General features: G+C 40.2%; 15 protein-coding genes. 4 read left to right on the top strand and 11 right to left on the bottom strand.

The window, feature by feature from the left end; genetic code table 11:
* Positions 1 to 193 precede the first annotated feature (193 nt).
* Both HPT25_RS10165 and HPT25_RS10160 read right to left on the bottom strand, forming a co-directional pair.
* On the bottom strand, positions 194 to 979 hold the full coding sequence (locus tag HPT25_RS10165; RefSeq protein ID WP_173063302.1) for an NRDE family protein: 786 nt from the start codon (positions 977 to 979) through the stop codon (positions 194 to 196).
* Between the two features lie 261 nt (positions 980 to 1,240).
* Complete coding sequence (locus HPT25_RS10160) at positions 1,241 to 2,473, bottom strand: Zn-dependent hydrolase (RefSeq protein ID WP_173063299.1); 1,233 nt, start codon at positions 2,471 to 2,473, stop codon at positions 1,241 to 1,243.
* Positions 2,474 to 3,015: 542 nt separating this feature from the next.
* Between HPT25_RS10160 and HPT25_RS10155 the strand changes: the two genes are divergently transcribed.
* Positions 3,016 to 4,173, top strand: coding sequence for a M20 metallopeptidase family protein (locus HPT25_RS10155; protein WP_173063296.1), 1,158 nt, complete (start codon positions 3,016 to 3,018; stop codon positions 4,171 to 4,173).
* Between the two features lie 194 nt (positions 4,174 to 4,367).
* On the opposite strand, the gene HPT25_RS10150 is transcribed toward HPT25_RS10155, so the two are convergent.
* Positions 4,368 to 5,267 (bottom strand): LysR family transcriptional regulator, encoded by a 900-nt coding sequence (locus HPT25_RS10150; protein WP_173071041.1) that lies wholly within the window; start codon positions 5,265 to 5,267, stop codon positions 4,368 to 4,370.
* 161 nt (positions 5,268 to 5,428) lie between these two features.
* Between HPT25_RS10150 and HPT25_RS10145 the strand changes: the two genes are divergently transcribed.
* Positions 5,429 to 6,481: a YeiH family protein gene (locus HPT25_RS10145; protein WP_173063293.1), complete on the top strand. Its 1,053-nt coding sequence runs from the start codon at positions 5,429 to 5,431 to the stop codon at positions 6,479 to 6,481.
* 195 nt (positions 6,482 to 6,676) lie between these two features.
* Here HPT25_RS10145 and HPT25_RS10140 read toward each other — a convergent pair whose 3' ends face one another.
* The 5 genes from HPT25_RS10140 to HPT25_RS10125 all read right to left on the bottom strand — a co-directional run bounded on the left by HPT25_RS10140 (position 6,677) and on the right by HPT25_RS10125 (position 10,729).
* Positions 6,677 to 7,147: a nucleoside deaminase gene (locus HPT25_RS10140; RefSeq protein ID WP_173063290.1), complete on the bottom strand. Its 471-nt coding sequence runs from the start codon at positions 7,145 to 7,147 to the stop codon at positions 6,677 to 6,679.
* A 303-nt stretch (positions 7,148 to 7,450) separates the two neighbouring features.
* Positions 7,451 to 8,044: a biotin transporter BioY gene (locus HPT25_RS10135; RefSeq protein WP_173063287.1), complete on the bottom strand. Its 594-nt coding sequence runs from the start codon at positions 8,042 to 8,044 to the stop codon at positions 7,451 to 7,453.
* A gap of 231 nt (positions 8,045 to 8,275) precedes the next feature.
* Positions 8,276 to 8,434 (bottom strand): hypothetical protein, encoded by a 159-nt coding sequence (locus HPT25_RS29475; RefSeq protein WP_512698527.1) that lies wholly within the window; start codon positions 8,432 to 8,434, stop codon positions 8,276 to 8,278.
* A 274-nt stretch (positions 8,435 to 8,708) separates the two neighbouring features.
* Positions 8,709 to 9,623 (bottom strand): pseudouridine-5'-phosphate glycosidase, encoded by a 915-nt coding sequence (locus HPT25_RS10130; protein ID WP_173063284.1) that lies wholly within the window; start codon positions 9,621 to 9,623, stop codon positions 8,709 to 8,711.
* Positions 9,620 to 10,729: a PfkB family carbohydrate kinase gene (locus HPT25_RS10125; protein WP_312857280.1), complete on the bottom strand. Its 1,110-nt coding sequence runs from the start codon at positions 10,727 to 10,729 to the stop codon at positions 9,620 to 9,622. The genes HPT25_RS10130 and HPT25_RS10125 overlap by 4 nt, the downstream gene beginning before the upstream one ends.
* Before the next feature lie 268 nt (positions 10,730 to 10,997).
* On the opposite strand from HPT25_RS10125, the gene HPT25_RS10120 reads away from it, so the two are divergent.
* Both HPT25_RS10120 and HPT25_RS10115 read left to right on the top strand, forming a co-directional pair.
* The gene (locus tag HPT25_RS10120) at positions 10,998 to 11,507 is read left to right on the top strand and encodes a DinB family protein (protein ID WP_217269679.1); all 510 of its coding nucleotides are present in this window, start codon (positions 10,998 to 11,000) and stop codon (positions 11,505 to 11,507) included.
* A gap of 199 nt (positions 11,508 to 11,706) precedes the next feature.
* Positions 11,707 to 12,243: a ribonuclease H-like YkuK family protein gene (locus HPT25_RS10115; protein ID WP_376767918.1), complete on the top strand. Its 537-nt coding sequence runs from the start codon at positions 11,707 to 11,709 to the stop codon at positions 12,241 to 12,243.
* Positions 12,244 to 12,375: 132 nt separating this feature from the next.
* Here the strand turns inward: HPT25_RS10115 and HPT25_RS10110 are convergent, their stop codons facing one another.
* The 3 genes from HPT25_RS10110 to HPT25_RS10100 all read right to left on the bottom strand — a co-directional run bounded on the left by HPT25_RS10110 (position 12,376) and on the right by HPT25_RS10100 (position 15,709).
* Complete coding sequence (locus tag HPT25_RS10110; RefSeq protein ID WP_173063281.1) at positions 12,376 to 13,836, bottom strand: PAS domain-containing sensor histidine kinase; 1,461 nt, start codon at positions 13,834 to 13,836, stop codon at positions 12,376 to 12,378.
* Between the two features lie 120 nt (positions 13,837 to 13,956).
* Positions 13,957 to 14,946, bottom strand: coding sequence for a DUF418 domain-containing protein (locus HPT25_RS10105; protein ID WP_173063278.1), 990 nt, complete (start codon positions 14,944 to 14,946; stop codon positions 13,957 to 13,959).
* 160 nt (positions 14,947 to 15,106) lie between these two features.
* Positions 15,107 to 15,709 (bottom strand): SAM-dependent methyltransferase, encoded by a 603-nt coding sequence (locus HPT25_RS10100; protein WP_173063275.1) that lies wholly within the window; start codon positions 15,707 to 15,709, stop codon positions 15,107 to 15,109.
* Positions 15,710 to 15,824 lie beyond the last annotated feature (115 nt).

Genomic DNA, 15,824 nt, shown 5'->3' with positions numbered 1-15,824 from the left:
GTAATCCCTTTCATTTTACTACCGATAGTAAAATAATAGCAATAATTTTACTAAAATTTTTACTACTTATTTTACCTGCCACATAAAAAAGACAGCCCCTTACCGGAACTGCCCCAACATACACAACCATTTATGAAAAACATGCCCGAAAACAATCCCTTGGAAACCAACTGTCCACTCAGGGTGGACAAAATCACACTTTTGTCCACGAGTGGTGCCTGACACCTCCATTTGCATAGGTAACACCATCTACACCATCTGCATGGGTGACTCGTTCGATCATTTGAATTTCTGCTTCTGATTGCAGCAGGATGGTTGAGCTTCTTGTTCCGTAGTGGGCGCTTTTGATGAATAGCGGTGAGAGCATTCTTTCTAGTTCGATGGAAACTCCGGTGTAGGGAAGCTGGTTGTCGGGTGCGGGGTCGGAGTTTTGCAGCAGGGCTAGGAGCTGGTCGGTTATTTGGCCTTCTGGATTTTCGCTGATGATTTTGGATAGGCCCGCTTTTCCCTTTTGTACTTTTGGCCAGTTTGTATTTAATAGGTGGTTGCTAAGCCCATGTATTCCGGGCTCTATTGTTACAAGTTTCTCCCCAATATTTGAATAATAGTAAAGTGCTTCAATATCTCCTGCCAGCAAATTATAACCAGGATACAGATTCTTACTGTCGGACAGATCTCGCATATAATCTTTTATATTTCCTTTATACTTGAGAGCGTCTGCCACAAGTTCTCCTCGCGAACGTTTTCCAGCCGCTGATTCTTTTGGGTTTCGGTAATTGGTCAACGCTGCAAAGCGACCAGATTTTGTCACACCCATCCAAGTCCCCATTTTCTCTAAATCACGCCCCGCCAGTATGTCCGGATAGTCCTCCCAAAAATGGATAGGCAACGTCGGCCTTTGGTAAGATTCATCCCGATTCGCAGCAACAATGAGCTTATATACAGGATGTACATGGTATGCAAACAAGATTAAACACATGTACCGCCACCACTCCTTTCATTGAAAAATCCCCCTTTATTTCTATTTTAACACCGTTTAAATTTCTTATATAATTCGAACCCCCCACCAAACCACCAATCAAACGTTTGATTAGTTTTGTTCATTAGTATTAATCAAACGTTTAATTAACTTTCGAACAGGCAGGAGTTTCTTCATTTTCATGATCAATAAAACTTACAGATGCCAAAATTAAAAAACTCTTCCACCGCAAAGCAGGAAAGAGTCCATTAAATACCGACACTATTTTGCCAACAACGCAAGAACGGTATCCAAAATAACATTTACCCCTTTTTCACAATCTTCCCAAGTTGTCAGCTCTTCCTCACAATGACTTTTTCCTTTCACACTTGGTACAAACAGCATCGCGGAAGGGACATAGCTGGCAATAAATTGGGCGTCATGTCCGGCGCCACTAACCATGCGTTTTTTGGAATAACCGAGCGACTGGGCCGATTGCTCTAAAAGCTCGCAGATTTCAGGCTCGAACCAAACCGTATCCCGCTCCCATAACTTAGTCGTCTTAATTTCACAACCCTCATTGACACCCAAATTTGGCAGCCCATGGATAATGTCCTTGACCTTGTTCACAATTTCCATATCCTTATGCCGTGCCTCCAGTGTAAATACTACCTTATTGGGAATGACCGTGTGGATGCTGGGATACACATTCACCCTGCCTATAGTGAACACTAATTCTTCATCTAGAGAACCTAAGCGGCTCCGGATTTCATTAATTAAATTATTAGTAGCAAAAAGGGCATCTTTACGCATATTCATTGGCGTAGTGCCAGCATGATCGGACTCGCCTGTTACTTCGATTTCATAGCAAGCCATCCCTACAACACATTCCACAACCCCGATTGTCAGCGCTTCTTTTTCTAGAATTGGCCCTTGTTCAATATGCATTTCTAAATATGCTGATCCTTCTCTTAAGCGATTTTCCTCATCCCCCGCATACCCTATTGCATGTAAAGCCTCTTCAAATGAAATTCCAGCCGCATCTTTCTTTTTTAACATAAGGGACTTATCGAATTTACCTGACAGAACGCCTGATGCCATCATTGAAGGTTCAAACCTTGCCCCTTCTTCATTGGTAAAATTAACGAGCGAAATCGGGATATTCGGCTTAATGTTGTGGTCCACCAACGTTCTCACCACTTCCAGACCAGCCAAAACACCTAAAACCCCATCAAACCTGCCGCCTTTTTTAACTGAATCAAGGTGGGATCCAATCAGGATCGGCGGTTTATTCTCCGTTCCTGAAAGCGTAGCATACATACACCCCATATCATCAACCTTAACCGTCATTCCCAGTTCTTCACAACAGGAACGGAAATAATCTCGCGCTCGACGATCTTCCTCTGATAACGCCAACCTTGTGACCCCATTGTTTTCTGTCCTGCCGAACTTCGCAAACCGTTCCAATTCCTCTTTCAATCTTTCTCCATTAATTAACACTTTTTGTTTTTGCATGTATGCCTACCTCCCTTGATCTATTTTGATATGTTTGATCATCCTATGGAGTTTAAAAAATGCAAAATTATTCAGTTAGTTCCATTATATAACAGCATCAATACCTGTCATTAGACAAAACATAAAATCCTTTCGGCTACTTGTTTTATAGTTTGTAAAAGATCCCATTCTTTGGGCCTTCTAAAAATAAAATAATACACCCCTCATCCCAATGCCGATGAGCCTATTGTGGTTTGCAGCCTATCTTCATCGCACCCACTTTAAATCAGCACTTAATATCAACCTTTTGCACATCAATTCTATTCCCGTTTCTTCTTAAAACTTCTCCTAAAACACTGAAACTATTTTTCCATCTATTTCTGCTGATTTAATATCATATTTGTTTTCCTCCCTTATGTTATTTTTTCTTCAATTAAGTCTGATTTAGATATTTCACATCAGCTAATTTTACAATTATTGTAAACGTTGGATGATATTAATCTTGTTATCTGTTTGTATATACATTAAAATTATATGCATAATTATTCACAAAGGAGTTCATCATGATACCAGCGAAATTAATAGATTCAGAGTTAACAGCTTGGGCAATAGAACAACGCAGGCATTTTCATATGTATCCGGAATTATCGGGGCAGGAATTTGCCACTTCTGCTTATGTGAAGGAAAAATTAACGGAGTTTGGAATTCCGATTGACTCCCGTTATTCAGCTCCAAGCTTGGTGGGATTTTTTAAAGGAACTGAAGGAAAAAAGACGATTGCATTGCGGGCGGATATGGATGCACTCCCACTTCATGAGGAAGGAGACAAGCCCTATCTTTCTACCGTTCCAGGCGTTATGCATGGATGCGGCCATGATGGACATACCGCAGTTTTACTAGCTGTTGCAAAATGGATGAGCCAAAACCCGCACCTGATTAAAAATAATATTGTTCTTATTTTTCAAAGCTCTGAGGAGGCTTCACCAAGCGGGGCGCAAAAGCTGGTGAAAGAAGGGGTATTAGATGAAGTAGATGCTATTTACGGGATCCATTTAATGTCTAACTTGCCGCTTGGAAAAATCGGCTTTGCCACCGGCTATGCCATGGCCTCTTGCAATGATTTTGATATAACCATTTCAGGTAAAGGCGGGCATGGCGGCCAGCCGCACGAAACGGTTGATCCGATTTACATTGCCACTCATCTGATTCAGGCATTCCAATCGGTAGTCAGCCGCAATTTAAATCCCCTCCATGCCGGGGTGATTTCCATTGGCGGGATGCAAGCTGGAAATTCTTACAACGTCATTCCATCGGAAGTGAAAATTAAAGGCACGATTCGCGCCATGACGTATGAAGCAGCTGAGCTTATGCATGAAAAAACAGCACAGCTGACAGAATCCCTCTGTGCAAGTTTCGGAGCAAAGGGCTCCTATCAATTTATTGAAGGAACGCCTCCTGTTTATAATCACCCGGGAGCATGTGAATTTGCTAAAGATTTGATTGAAAAAACCTTCGGCGTCGATGTCTTTGCTGAGGTGGAACCGACAATGGGAGCAGAAGATTTTTCATATTACTTAAAAGAAAAGTTCGGAGCGTTTATTAATGTCGGTATGCAAAGCGAAAAAAGCCAATACCCTCATCATCATCCGAAATTTGATATTGATGAGAGAGCCATTTCAACAGCTATTGAACTGATGATTCAACTTGCATTGAATGCTTAAACTATGATGACGGCACACCTCTTTCACTAAAGGGGTGTGCTTTTTTAGGCTTGACTGTTGATTTCCGCTCCAGAGACAGTCTCCCTTGGCCATTGAACCCAACCTCTCATCCGCCCACGCGCGAAAGAAATACGTGTGCATTTTTGAAGAGTCTCGTGCCTTCCGCCTGAACCAGCAGAGCAGCAAATTTAACACTAGCCTTTAATTGTTTTCTCCAAAAAATAATCCCTTAAAGTAGCCACAAACGTCTTCAAGGCTTTTGTCTGGTATGACGACCTAGTGACAATTGTAAAATTTCGTTTAAACGGAAGCCCCTCCACATTGAGGATCCCAAGGTATCCAGTCATAAGTTCTTTAGCAATTGCCCAGCGCGACAACAAGCTGATCCCCAGACCTGCCTCAACAGATTCTTTAATTACCTGTGTACTTCCGAATTCCATAATTTTTTTGGGAGTGAAGCCATACATTTCAAAAAAGCTCTCTGCTGCCTGCCTTGTACCGGATCCCACTTCCCTAAGAATCCACGTTTCACCCAATAATTCTGAAAGATGATTTTCCCTGCCCTTTTTTAATAAAGGATGATGTGGGGAAGCAACAATAACCATATGATCCTCAGAAACCACTTCTGATTGGATTCGTTCTTCACTAAAAAGTCCCTCGATGATACCGATATCCAATTGATACGTATTCACCAAATCAATAATTTCTTTTGTGTTATGAATAATGATGGATGGACTGATCATCGGAAATTCCTTTTTTAGCCTGGCGATAATGTGCGGCAAAATGTATTCGCCAAATGTGTAGCTGGCACCAATGGCAATTGGACCGTTGGCAATATTAGTTAAATCATCCACTAAAGACTGCATTTTTGTATAGAGTGCCAGTATTTCCTTTGCATGGTGATAAACAATTTCTCCTGCCTTGTTCAAACGGACGTATTTATTGCTCCGCTCCAACAGCCTTGTCCCCACTGTCTGTTCTAAAGTTCTGATATATTGGCTGACGGCTGGCTGCGTCATGTGCAGCTCCTCGGCAGCTTTGGAGAAATTTTCTTTTTCTACAACCTTTACGAACACCTCTAAATATTGATCCAATGTGTACACCTTCATCCATTTTTCAAATTCCAATCTGGCTGCATCCCTTGGTACGATTGATTTATATTGATTTACTTATCATTCTTATTATATATCATTATTTTCCTTATTCATAAAACCGGAGTACGCTGATATTGTGAAAAATCATTCGAGGTGATGAAATGGGAAGCCCAGGTGCAAAAACGTTGACTGTAATTGCAAAAGCTCTTAAACAGCAAAAAAAGTTAACTCCTGTGGGATTATGGCTTGGGGGAGTCATGTTTACCGTTGCTGTTGCCGCCATTGGTTTTGCCTTATCAAAAGTTCCGGGATTTGACCGTATTGGACCGCTTGCCTGCGCCATTATGGCCGCGACAGCTTACCGCCAATTATTCGGATACCCTGAGGCATTAAGATCAGGAATTCAATTTTCAGCCAAACGCTTTTTACGTTTTGCCATTATGTTATATGGCTTGAAATTAAACATAGATGTTGTACTTCATCATGGGCTTGGCTTGCTTTTCCGTGATATTGGAGTCATTAGTTTTGGCATTTTAGTGACCATATGGCTGGGGAAAGTTTTGAAAGCAGAAGCATCATTAACAATGCTCCTTGGTGTAGGAACTGGAGTATGCGGTGCAGCCGCCATTGCTGCCGTTTCACCAATTTTGAAGGCAAATGATGAAGATACAGCCATTGGAGTTGGCATCATAGCCTTAGTAGGAACTATTTTTTCCATTATCTATACTATTCTTCGGCCGTTTTTGCCGATTTCAGCAATACATTATGGGATATGGAGTGGGATCAGCCTCCACGAAATTGCACATGTTGCATTGGCAGGTGCCCCGGCAGGTCAAGATGCATTGGCAATTGCCCTGTTGGCCAAATTGGGACGTGTTCTGCTGCTGGTTCCCTTATGCTTTATTTTGATGGTTTGGGTGAAAAGGAAAAATACCGCAAACACTAGCTGCACTAGGATCGAATTTCCATGGTTCCTCATCGGCTTCATTCTAATGAGCTTATTTGGCAGCTATTGTTTAGGAAGGTCCCTTCCTGCGCCGCAATGGTTAATGAACGGAATCCCCAATCTGACAACCTTTATTCTCACATCGGCAATGGTCGGGCTTGGATTAAATGTAAGTCTAAACGACCTCCGAACAAAAGCATTACGCCCGCTGATTGCAATGCTGATCACATCTTGTGTTCTATCAATTATTTCATTTTATATTGCATAAAATCTAATATTCAAAATCCATTAGTCAGCTGGGGGAAAGAAATGGTCCCCCAGTCATTTAATAAAAAAAGCCAAATAAAAACCCCAGTTAAAACCCTCCCAAACACAATGCACTAATCATTTCCTTCTTTGGCAAATTGCTTTCTAGGAGTCTACTTCATATGGACAATTGTCCACGTGTGGTGCCTGACACCAATTAATATCCCTGTTTATTAGGCTGATGTATCCAAGCATTGAAAGGTGCATACGTATTGTCTGGAATAATCCGAACCATAGGAATGCTGCGTTGTTCTACTGGCAGAGTATATTGTTTAAAGATGTAATCGTCTTGAAATCCTATTTGTGCAGCATCTTTACTTGTACTGGCATAGTAAATAGCTTTCAGCCTTGCCCAATAGATGGCTCCTAAGCACATGGGGCAAGGCTCACCGCTCGTGTAAATCTCGCAGTCTTCAAGTTGAAAAGTGTTCAAATATTTGCATGCGGCACGTATCGCTTCTATTTCAGCATGAGCAGTTGGGTCATTCCTTACTGTTACTTGATTTCGGCCAATACTTATGAGATGCCCGTTACGTACAATAACCGCACCAAACGGTCCCCCTCTGTTCGTCAGCACATTTTCAAGAGCAATATCGACTGCCATCCTCATATACATTTCGTTTCTCATACCATCCCCCAAATTCGTAAGACATCCCCCCTTAATTTAAATTATTATTTCCTAAGACAAAAAAGAATTAATCCACATGTGCACACGACTCAAATTCCCTCATTATTTTTCCAAAAACACGTTTAATCAAACATTATAAACATACTGATTACGATAATGGACAAGGTCCAGTGTCAGGCATCAAATCACAACAAACCCCATTTGTCCTCTACAGGAGGACAAATGTCCACGCGAGGTACCTGACACCATAAAAGGCTGCCTCAAAAGGAGATTGTTATTTTCCTTTTGAGACAGCCTTTGTTTTTAGGATGCCCGTTTTAAATTTTTGAATTGCCCTTTTGATAGGACTGTTTTTTCCAATCTGTTCGCCAATATCGCGGCTAGTATTGAGAGAATGATATCTTTTGGCAGTGGCGGAACCATCCATAACCATGCCATTTTATAGGTGAATCCTGCCGGTGCAGCGGCCCAAAACTTAAAGGCAAAGTACATCCAGTTTGTACCGAATAGGTAGTTGACAGCCATACCAACTAAGGCGGCAACAATGTAAATAGCCAAGCCTGGTTTTTTGTCCACCATTTTTCCAATGATAAACGCGGTTAAAATGTAAGATACAATGAAACCAAATGTTGGTTTCAAAATAACCCCAAGTCCTCCGCTAAAGTCAGCAAACACTGGGACTCCCACAAGACCTACTAACATGTAAACGATCATCGCAATCGAACCAATTCGGCTGCCTAAAATTAATCCAGCCAAAACAGCAAAAAAAGTTTGCAGTGTAATCGGTACACCACCCACGTGCAAAAATGGCGCGATTGAGGTAATATTTGCACCAATTGCCATAAGTGCCACAAACATCCCGACAAGTGTAATATCAATCGCTCTTAATTTCTTCATAGTAATAATCCCCCACCCCAATAATAAAAATTATTGCTAAATTTAGCATAATGGGTAGGATGATTATTTGTCAACCGGAATTGACTTACGGTTTACATTTAATCGTGCGAAAAGTTAAAAATGTAATGCTCTGTTGGAAATGGAATAGTGTCCATGTGGGGTGGACAAAATTCCTATTTTGTCCACGAGCAGTGCCTGACACCATTAACGCTACTTACGTATTATTATTTATTATTTATGGCGGCAGTTTTTGCAGACTTTGATGGTCTGGTTTGTTTCTGTTTTGATTGAGTATAGTAGTTTGATACCGGTTTTGTTGCAAAGCGGGCATGTTCCGCGTGGGCTGGAGGAAAGGTAGTTGAGGGTTTTTCCTCGGTTTCTTTTTGCCATTGTCATCATCCCATTCTTTATTATTCCGTTTCTTTATTTAATGACGGACTTGTCTAAAGATTGTTAGGCTTTTAAGGATTTTTTTCGAAAAATTGAGAGCAGGGGAATTACTTTTTCCAATATCCCTTGAAATAAAATAAAAAAATTAGACTATCCATCAAAGGGATTAGTCTAATTTCGCAGAATTATTATCAATTGCCTAATCATTTCTATGAATCTAATCATTTGTTCACTTCAGAATTTTATGGTTATTGCACGCAGGCTTTCACCAGCATTACTTAAGTGATTTCATGGCCACTGCAAGTTTTGCCCCTAATACAGCATTATTTTTCACAAGGGCAATATTGGATTCCAAGCTTTTTCCACCAGTTAACTCCTTAACTTTTGCTAACAAGAAGGGGGTTACCTCTTTACCAGAAATGTGCTGCTCATTTGCTTCCTTCAATGCTGATTCAATTACAGCTGTAATTATATTATCATCCATGGCATATTCTTCTGGAATTGGATTGGCGATGACTGCCCCGCCTTTTAAGTTTAAATCCCATTTTGTTTTTAGTGTTGCGGCAATGCTCTCAACATCTTCAACACGGAAGTTAACGGAAAAATCACTTGAGCGGGTATAAAAGGCTGGCAGGACATCGGTTTGATATCCTATTACTGGCACTCCCTTAGTTTCAAGGTACTCCAGTGTCAGACCCAAGTCTAAAATGGATTTCGCTCCGGCACAAATGACCGCTACATTGGTTTGTGCTAATTCTTCCAAGTCAGCGGAAATATCCATCGTCGTTTCAGCACCTCGGTGTACGCCGCCAATTCCTCCGGTTACAAAGATATGAATCCCTGCTAACTCTGCACAAATCATTGTTGCAGCAACTGTTGTTGCACCTTTTTTCTTCGTTTCCAGCAAGAAGGCCAAGTCACGGCGGGATGCTTTGGCCACATCTGAGCTTTTGCCAAACATTTCAAGTTCATCATCCGATAACCCGATTTTTATTTGTCCATCCAAGATAGCGATCGTTGCAGGAACAGCACCATGCTCGCGAATAATTTGTTCCACCTCACGGGCCGTTTTAACGTTTTGCGGATACGGCATTCCGTGTGAAATAATGGTTGATTCTAAAGCTACAATTGGTTTTCCTTGTTCTTGTGCGGAACGTACTTCTTCTGATAATGAAATATATTGTTTCATTTTAATTCCTCCAAGTCATTTTGTAATTGTGCTGCTGATAGATCTTGTCTGACTGTACTGGATGATTGTAATGTTTTAGAAGCATTCACTGCACCTGCCTTGGCAATCTCTTGTAGAGACCCACCTTCCAGCCAAGAATAAATCACCGCTGCTGAAAATGCATCTCCCGCACCAGTAACATCAACGATTTCTTTTGTCTCAATTGAAGGGACATGAAAAATCCCCTCTTCCTTATTTCCTATCATCACCCCATTTTTGCCATTTGTGATGACGACATTCGAAATGCCGAGAGAGAGCCATTTCTCCAGTGCGTGACTCCATTCTGATTGGTTGGTTATTTTACAGTGAAAATAACTTTCTGACTCGTCCCGATTCGAAATCAGCCATGTGATTCCACTCAGGTCATCTGGAAGTCGTTTCATTTTAGGAGCTGAAACTGGAATTAACACAAGAGGTCTATCGTGTTTCTTAGCAAAATCACATAAATATTGCAATGTTTCTTTCGGACAGTTTAAATCTGCAGCAATGCACTTTGCACGGCTTAACAAAATCTCCTGTTTTTGCAGCATTTCAGGTGTTAGCATTTCATATACTTCCATGTCGGCAAGAGCTATGACTAATTCGCCCTCAGGATCGAGTACGGCAGTATAAGAACCTGTAGTCATCCCAGGTATTTTCATAGCCTTTTCCAGGTTCATATATAGTGAAGAAGATTCTTCAATAAATGCCCAGTCGCTATCCGCACCGCATGTGGTGATTAACGATACCTCCATACCCAGGCGCCCTAAATTTTCGGCGATATTTCGTGCAACTCCCCCGATCGTTCTGATGGAGCTTGTTGGATTGGAAGTACCCATCAGTACCTGCTCTTTCAACTGGAACTTCCTGTCCATGTTAGCTCCGCCGATACAGACGATTTCCTTTGACTCATTGACAATATAGGCCCTTCCTACAATATGACCCTTTTTAGTTAAACCAGATATAATATTTGCCACTGATGGCCGCGATAATCCTACTGCTTCAGCAAGCTCTTGCTGTGAAATATATGGGTTTTTTCGAATTAAATTAAAAATCTGGTTCTCCTTCTCCGTCAATTCACCGGCCACAAGCTCTCCTCCTTTTTAAACTTTTGTTTATATTTCAAACATCTGTTTAAAATTTTAACGTAAACGCTTTCAAAAATAAATTTCCTTTCTTTTATTTACCAAAGATCCTCCGCTAATTTTACAAATTTAATATCTTAATATTTTGAGCTGATCTTTCCATTTATGGTGCCTGACACCCTAAAAGGAATATTTCACTTTGGCGTGAATATAAACAGTAGAGGGCTATAGCAAAATTTATTAAGTAAAGATAAAAGGAAGGAGAGATATTTTGGATCAAATAGAGATTTCATATGTGGATTTGGCCGAGACACGAGGACAGCTTTTAAATGAAGTTAGAACACTTAGCTTTGAGGAATTAAACAGAAAACCAGATCTTAATCAGTGGAGTGCAGCTGAAGTTTGTCATCACTTATATTTGACAGAAAAATCATTTACAAAAGGAATTATTTATGGACTCAAGAAGGCAAATACTGAAAAAGCGGCTCCTAAACCAATTCAACTTCTAAAGGATCGATCCAAGAAAATAGACGCTCCTGACTTAGTCAAACCTAGTCAGGAACCGCTGGACTTTCAGCAAATTGTAAACTTACTTAACGAATCGCGAACTAGCCTGCTTGACGTCCTGAAAGCAATCGAAGACAGAACAGCATTAAAAACCAAATCAGCCAAACACCTCCTTTTCGGCGACCTTCCACTCTACCAATGGATCGAAATCGTTTACCTGCACGAACAACGCCATATAGAACAAATCAAACAAATAAAAGCACAAATCCTATGAAAAATGGTGTCAGATACCCATAACCTGTCCATCCACAGTGGACAAATTTCGCATTTTGTCCACGAGCGGTGCCTGACACTTTCATGATAAAAACTTTTCCAAATTATAGTATAAGAGTCACGACTATTCGTCCCTTCCATAAAATAGGAATAAGAAGAAAGAGGAGTTTTATATGAAGGGAAAGATGTGGTGCTATAATATGATGAAAAATTGGACTAATCCTCCTTTATTTCAGAATCTTCAAGAGACTGGGATGACGTTTGAGCAAGTCTTTGAACGGATTGTCAAGTTTATGAATTGCAGCCCTAATGGAAATTATCGTTTAATGGTTGGTACTGATTCCCAAGTTCACAAATCACATACTACATTTATAACAGGGATTGTAATACGAAATGAAGGAAATGGTGTGTGGGCCTGTATTAGAAAAATAATTGTGCCAAGAAAAATGACTCAGTTGCACGAGCGTATTTCTCTTGAACTATCATTAACCGAAGAAATTGTCAGTATGTTCACTGAGGAAAGAAAAAGCGACTTAATCAATATTGTACTTCCCTATCTTTATCATGGAGCATCATTCACAATGGAAGGCCATATCGATATTGGGGCTGGCAAACGAAATAAGACTAGTGAATTTGTAAAAGAAATGGTAACCAGAATGGAGTCCATGGGGGTGGCACCTAAAATAAAACCTGATGCCTTCGTCGCCTCATCCTATGCCAACCGCTACACAAAATAAGGTGCAGGCACCAACAGCAATATCAGTGCCTTGACAACTACTGTCCACCCACAGTGGACAAAATCTCCATTTTGTCCACGAGCGGTGCCTGACACCTTAAAAGTGACACCTACAATGCCCCCGCCATCATTCCTATAAACATTCCAATTCAACTTTTACTGTTGTGCCTTTTCCGCTTTGGCTTTCGATTTTCATGGTGCCTTTGTGTTCTTGGATGATTTTATTGCTGACTGTCAGGCCAAGGCCGATTCCTTTGTCTTTGGTGGTGTAGAATGGAGTTCCTAATAGGCATAGACGTTCGTTGTCAATTCCAAGACCTTCGTCAGCAATATTAATTTGAACCCGTTTATTTGAGATTTTTTGAGCATCAATTGTAACAGTACCGCCATTAGGCATTGCCTCAATGGCATTTTTAATGAAGTTCACAAATACTTGCTTCAGTTGATGCGGGCTGCATAGCAAATGAATGTGATCCGATTGATAGTGGTTTACAACTTGCACATTATGCAGCAGTGCTTGTGGATGAAGGATATTAATGGTGCTCTCTAAAATGGAATACAAACTCTCCTGTTCAAACTGGATTGCCTGAGGTTTAGCGAGCGACATAAATTCATTGACAATCATATCAATTCGATCCAACTCATTCATGATGATCGACAAATATTTATCTTGCTTCTCCAAATCAGACGTGCTTTTAAGCAATTTTGAAAAACCTTTTAACGAAGTTAGCGGATTCCGTATTTCGTGTGCAACACCTGCTGCCAACTGCCCAATGATGGAAAGACGATCTAAATTTCGGATGGCCTCATCATTTTTAAGCCTATCTGAAATATTCCGTCCTACAGAAACGAATGAGTCAATCTCATTTTTTTCGTTGTAAATAGGCGAAATATTAAATTCCGCAATTACATCCCCACCATCTTTCGTTTTAACTTTATGTTGAATTAGCTGAGGCTCCCCATTTTCTAAAATCTTTTGAAAAAATCGATGCATAGTATTTACATCTACTTCATTACTAAATTCAAGAACACTCCTCCCCACCATCTCCTCAGGAGGAAACCCTAACACTTTTTCATATGAGGGGGAAGCATAAACAATTTCATATTCTTTTGTAAAAACTTTAATCAAATCCGTAGTATTCTCAGTAATTAATTTATATAACTTACGTGTTTTTTTTAATTCTCGTTCAATCGTAACACGGTCAGTGATATTGCGATAAACCGCGACAGTCGCAATAATTTCTCCTGTAGTATTACGAAAAGGCGAATAAGAAACAGCAATATCTAGCTTATTTCCATTTTTATGTCTGCGACGATTGACAATATTATGGAATGTTTTCCCTTGTTTAGCTGCTTCCAGCACCTCATTTTCTATGTCTGGAGCAGAGAACTTATCGAATCGTTCTCCGAGAACATCCGTCTCTGTAAAACCAAATATCTTTGTATACATCTGATTAATGCGAATAAAGCGATTTTCCATATCAAAAATACAAACTCCATCAGCTGTATTATCAAGAATTAGATCAATTAACTCCTCGGGATTATAAATAACAGATTCATTCTCCTGCCACAGTATTGGGAACCTCTTTGACATCGTCATCTCTCCAAACACTTCAATATCCTCATATCATCCATTTTACAGCACGGTACAACAAAGGAAAGAGCAATATTTTATTATTTTCTGTCAATTAAACCTTTAAATAAAAATAGTTTTTTACCTCCTAAACGGAGGTAGTTCTAAATACGTGATGCTACGCCAAATCCATTCCAGCGGACCAAAACGGAAAAACCGCAGCCAAGCCACACTTAAAATGAGCTGCATGGCACATATTCCTAAACAAACGAAAAACGATTGAAAGTAGGTTATTTTTCCAAACAAGTGCCAGACATGCCCTGCCGTTAATATGAAGATAGTTTGTGAAACATAGTTTGTTAACGCCATTCGCCCATAGCTTTTTAACGGAGAAAGCAGTCTTTGGAAAAATGAAACTTGTAAAAGGAGCATAAACATTCCAATATAGAATGCCGAAACAATGGGACCTATGGCAATTCCAATACGCATGAAAGTTTGGTCAGCCACCATTCCCTTTCCAAGAGTGAAAAAATGAAACTGACATATTAGAGCTATTGCAGCTGCTATAAACATAGTAACCGTTAAAATGATAAGGCCTCTACGCTTGTTTGATATTCCTTCATACAACCGGTATTGGCCGGCAGCGATTCCTAATAGCATAAGAGGAACGGTCATCAAAACTTTTATAGAAAACATACTTAGCACGATTAAAATTGCTGCACCAAAAACTAGATTGACTACTTTATTTGCTTTATAAAAAGGCAATATAATCAAGCCGCAAATGGCATAAATGGTTAAGGCCTCTCCTCTTTGAAACTGAACATGGATGAGACCCAAAACGAATAATGCCAGCATTCGCCGCAGGAAAAAAGCCGTCCCATTCTTTCCCTTCTGATTCGCCCTTGTGAGAAAAATATAAAACCCGATCCCGAACAAAAAAGTAAAAATCGTATAGAACCTGCCCTCGACAAATCCATATAAAAATCCCCCATAGGCTGCATCCAAAGTATGTGCAGCAGGCGGACTTAAAGAAAGCATATGGACAATGTTGACAAGGATAATCCCCAATAAAGCAAATCCCCGCAAATAATCAAGCACATCAATCCGTTCGTATACCTCAACAGAACTCATCGCAAACTCCCTAAATACAACATTCCCCCTAAACAATTCGCTGCCCTAAAACAAATCCCCTTCATTTTCTTCATAAAAAATCCCCTGCCCTATAGAATTAATTGTCCGCCCCAGGTGGACAAAATCACCACTTTGTCCACGAGCGGTGCCTGACACCGGGTTATAAGCGATAGATAAGAAATCGTTCATTCGGGTTATTAGGATATTGGTGCTGGAGTGTGATTTCCTGCAAAAGTTCAAAAGGAGTATCATTTTCTAAATAAAAAATATAATCTTCTGATGGATAGTAGAGAACTAATTCGATTTCCCGCTTGATCATTTCCACTGATAGAAGGATATGATTGACGATTGTTCGAAAAACTTGGATGGAGAATGGATTGAAGAAGTAAAAACGATTATCTCCCGGGTCAATCTCGTAATCTTCTGCCAAACAATAGTGAAATCGAATTCGATCTGGACGATTTTTTGTTTTCCTAATATAACTATTTAAATTACTTTCAGCCGATTTGTAAAGGCTCTCATCCATCTCTATTCCCGTAACGGATGCATGATAGAAATAGTGAATATAAAAATTAAGCCGCCCTTTCCCACACCCGAAATCAACCACCTGATCACTGCTTTTCACTTCATATTTTTCAAATAACTGCTCCAATGCACTATATGGCGTCGGCTCATAACGGTGGTAGTGCAAAGACTTATGAAAGCCTTGCTGATCGCCTCGCGTTTTAATATGGAGCAACTTATCATAGTAATGTTCTTTCATCGAGGACTCCTAAAATTTGATTTCAACACTAGTATATTTTTAAAACAAACAACTTGCAAAACTAGAAGCTTTTCCTTACTATTTCTAGAATATTAGAGGGATGCGGCAGGAAAAA

Source organism: Neobacillus endophyticus (genome assembly GCF_013248975.1).
Lineage (GTDB): Bacteria > Bacillota > Bacilli > Bacillales > Cytobacillaceae > Neobacillus > Neobacillus endophyticus.
The sequence above is the reverse complement of the archived record's forward strand: the minus strand, read 5'-3'. Positions and strand labels throughout refer to the sequence as shown.

Coding starts and splice junctions, on each gene's coding strand:
- HPT25_RS10165 (WP_173063302.1), bottom strand. CDS start 979: ATGTGTTTAATCTTGTTTGCATACCATGTACATCCTGTATATAAGCTC.
- HPT25_RS10160 (WP_173063299.1), bottom strand. CDS start 2,473: ATGCAAAAACAAAAAGTGTTAATTAATGGAGAAAGATTGAAAGAGGAA.
- HPT25_RS10155 (WP_173063296.1), top strand. CDS start 3,016: ATGATACCAGCGAAATTAATAGATTCAGAGTTAACAGCTTGGGCAATA.
- HPT25_RS10145 (WP_173063293.1), top strand. CDS start 5,429: ATGGGAAGCCCAGGTGCAAAAACGTTGACTGTAATTGCAAAAGCTCTT.
- HPT25_RS10140 (WP_173063290.1), bottom strand. CDS start 7,147: ATGAGAAACGAAATGTATATGAGGATGGCAGTCGATATTGCTCTTGAA.
- HPT25_RS10135 (WP_173063287.1), bottom strand. CDS start 8,044: ATGAAGAAATTAAGAGCGATTGATATTACACTTGTCGGGATGTTTGTG.
- HPT25_RS29475 (WP_512698527.1), bottom strand. CDS start 8,434: ATGGCAAAAAGAAACCGAGGAAAAACCCTCAACTACCTTTCCTCCAGC.
- HPT25_RS10130 (WP_173063284.1), bottom strand. CDS start 9,623: ATGAAACAATATATTTCATTATCAGAAGAAGTACGTTCCGCACAAGAA.
- HPT25_RS10115 (WP_376767918.1), top strand. CDS start 11,707: ATGATGAAAAATTGGACTAATCCTCCTTTATTTCAGAATCTTCAAGAG.
- HPT25_RS10110 (WP_173063281.1), bottom strand. CDS start 13,836: ATGTCAAAGAGGTTCCCAATACTGTGGCAGGAGAATGAATCTGTTATT.
- HPT25_RS10105 (WP_173063278.1), bottom strand. CDS start 14,946: ATGAGTTCTGTTGAGGTATACGAACGGATTGATGTGCTTGATTATTTG.
- HPT25_RS10100 (WP_173063275.1), bottom strand. CDS start 15,709: ATGAAAGAACATTACTATGATAAGTTGCTCCATATTAAAACGCGAGGC.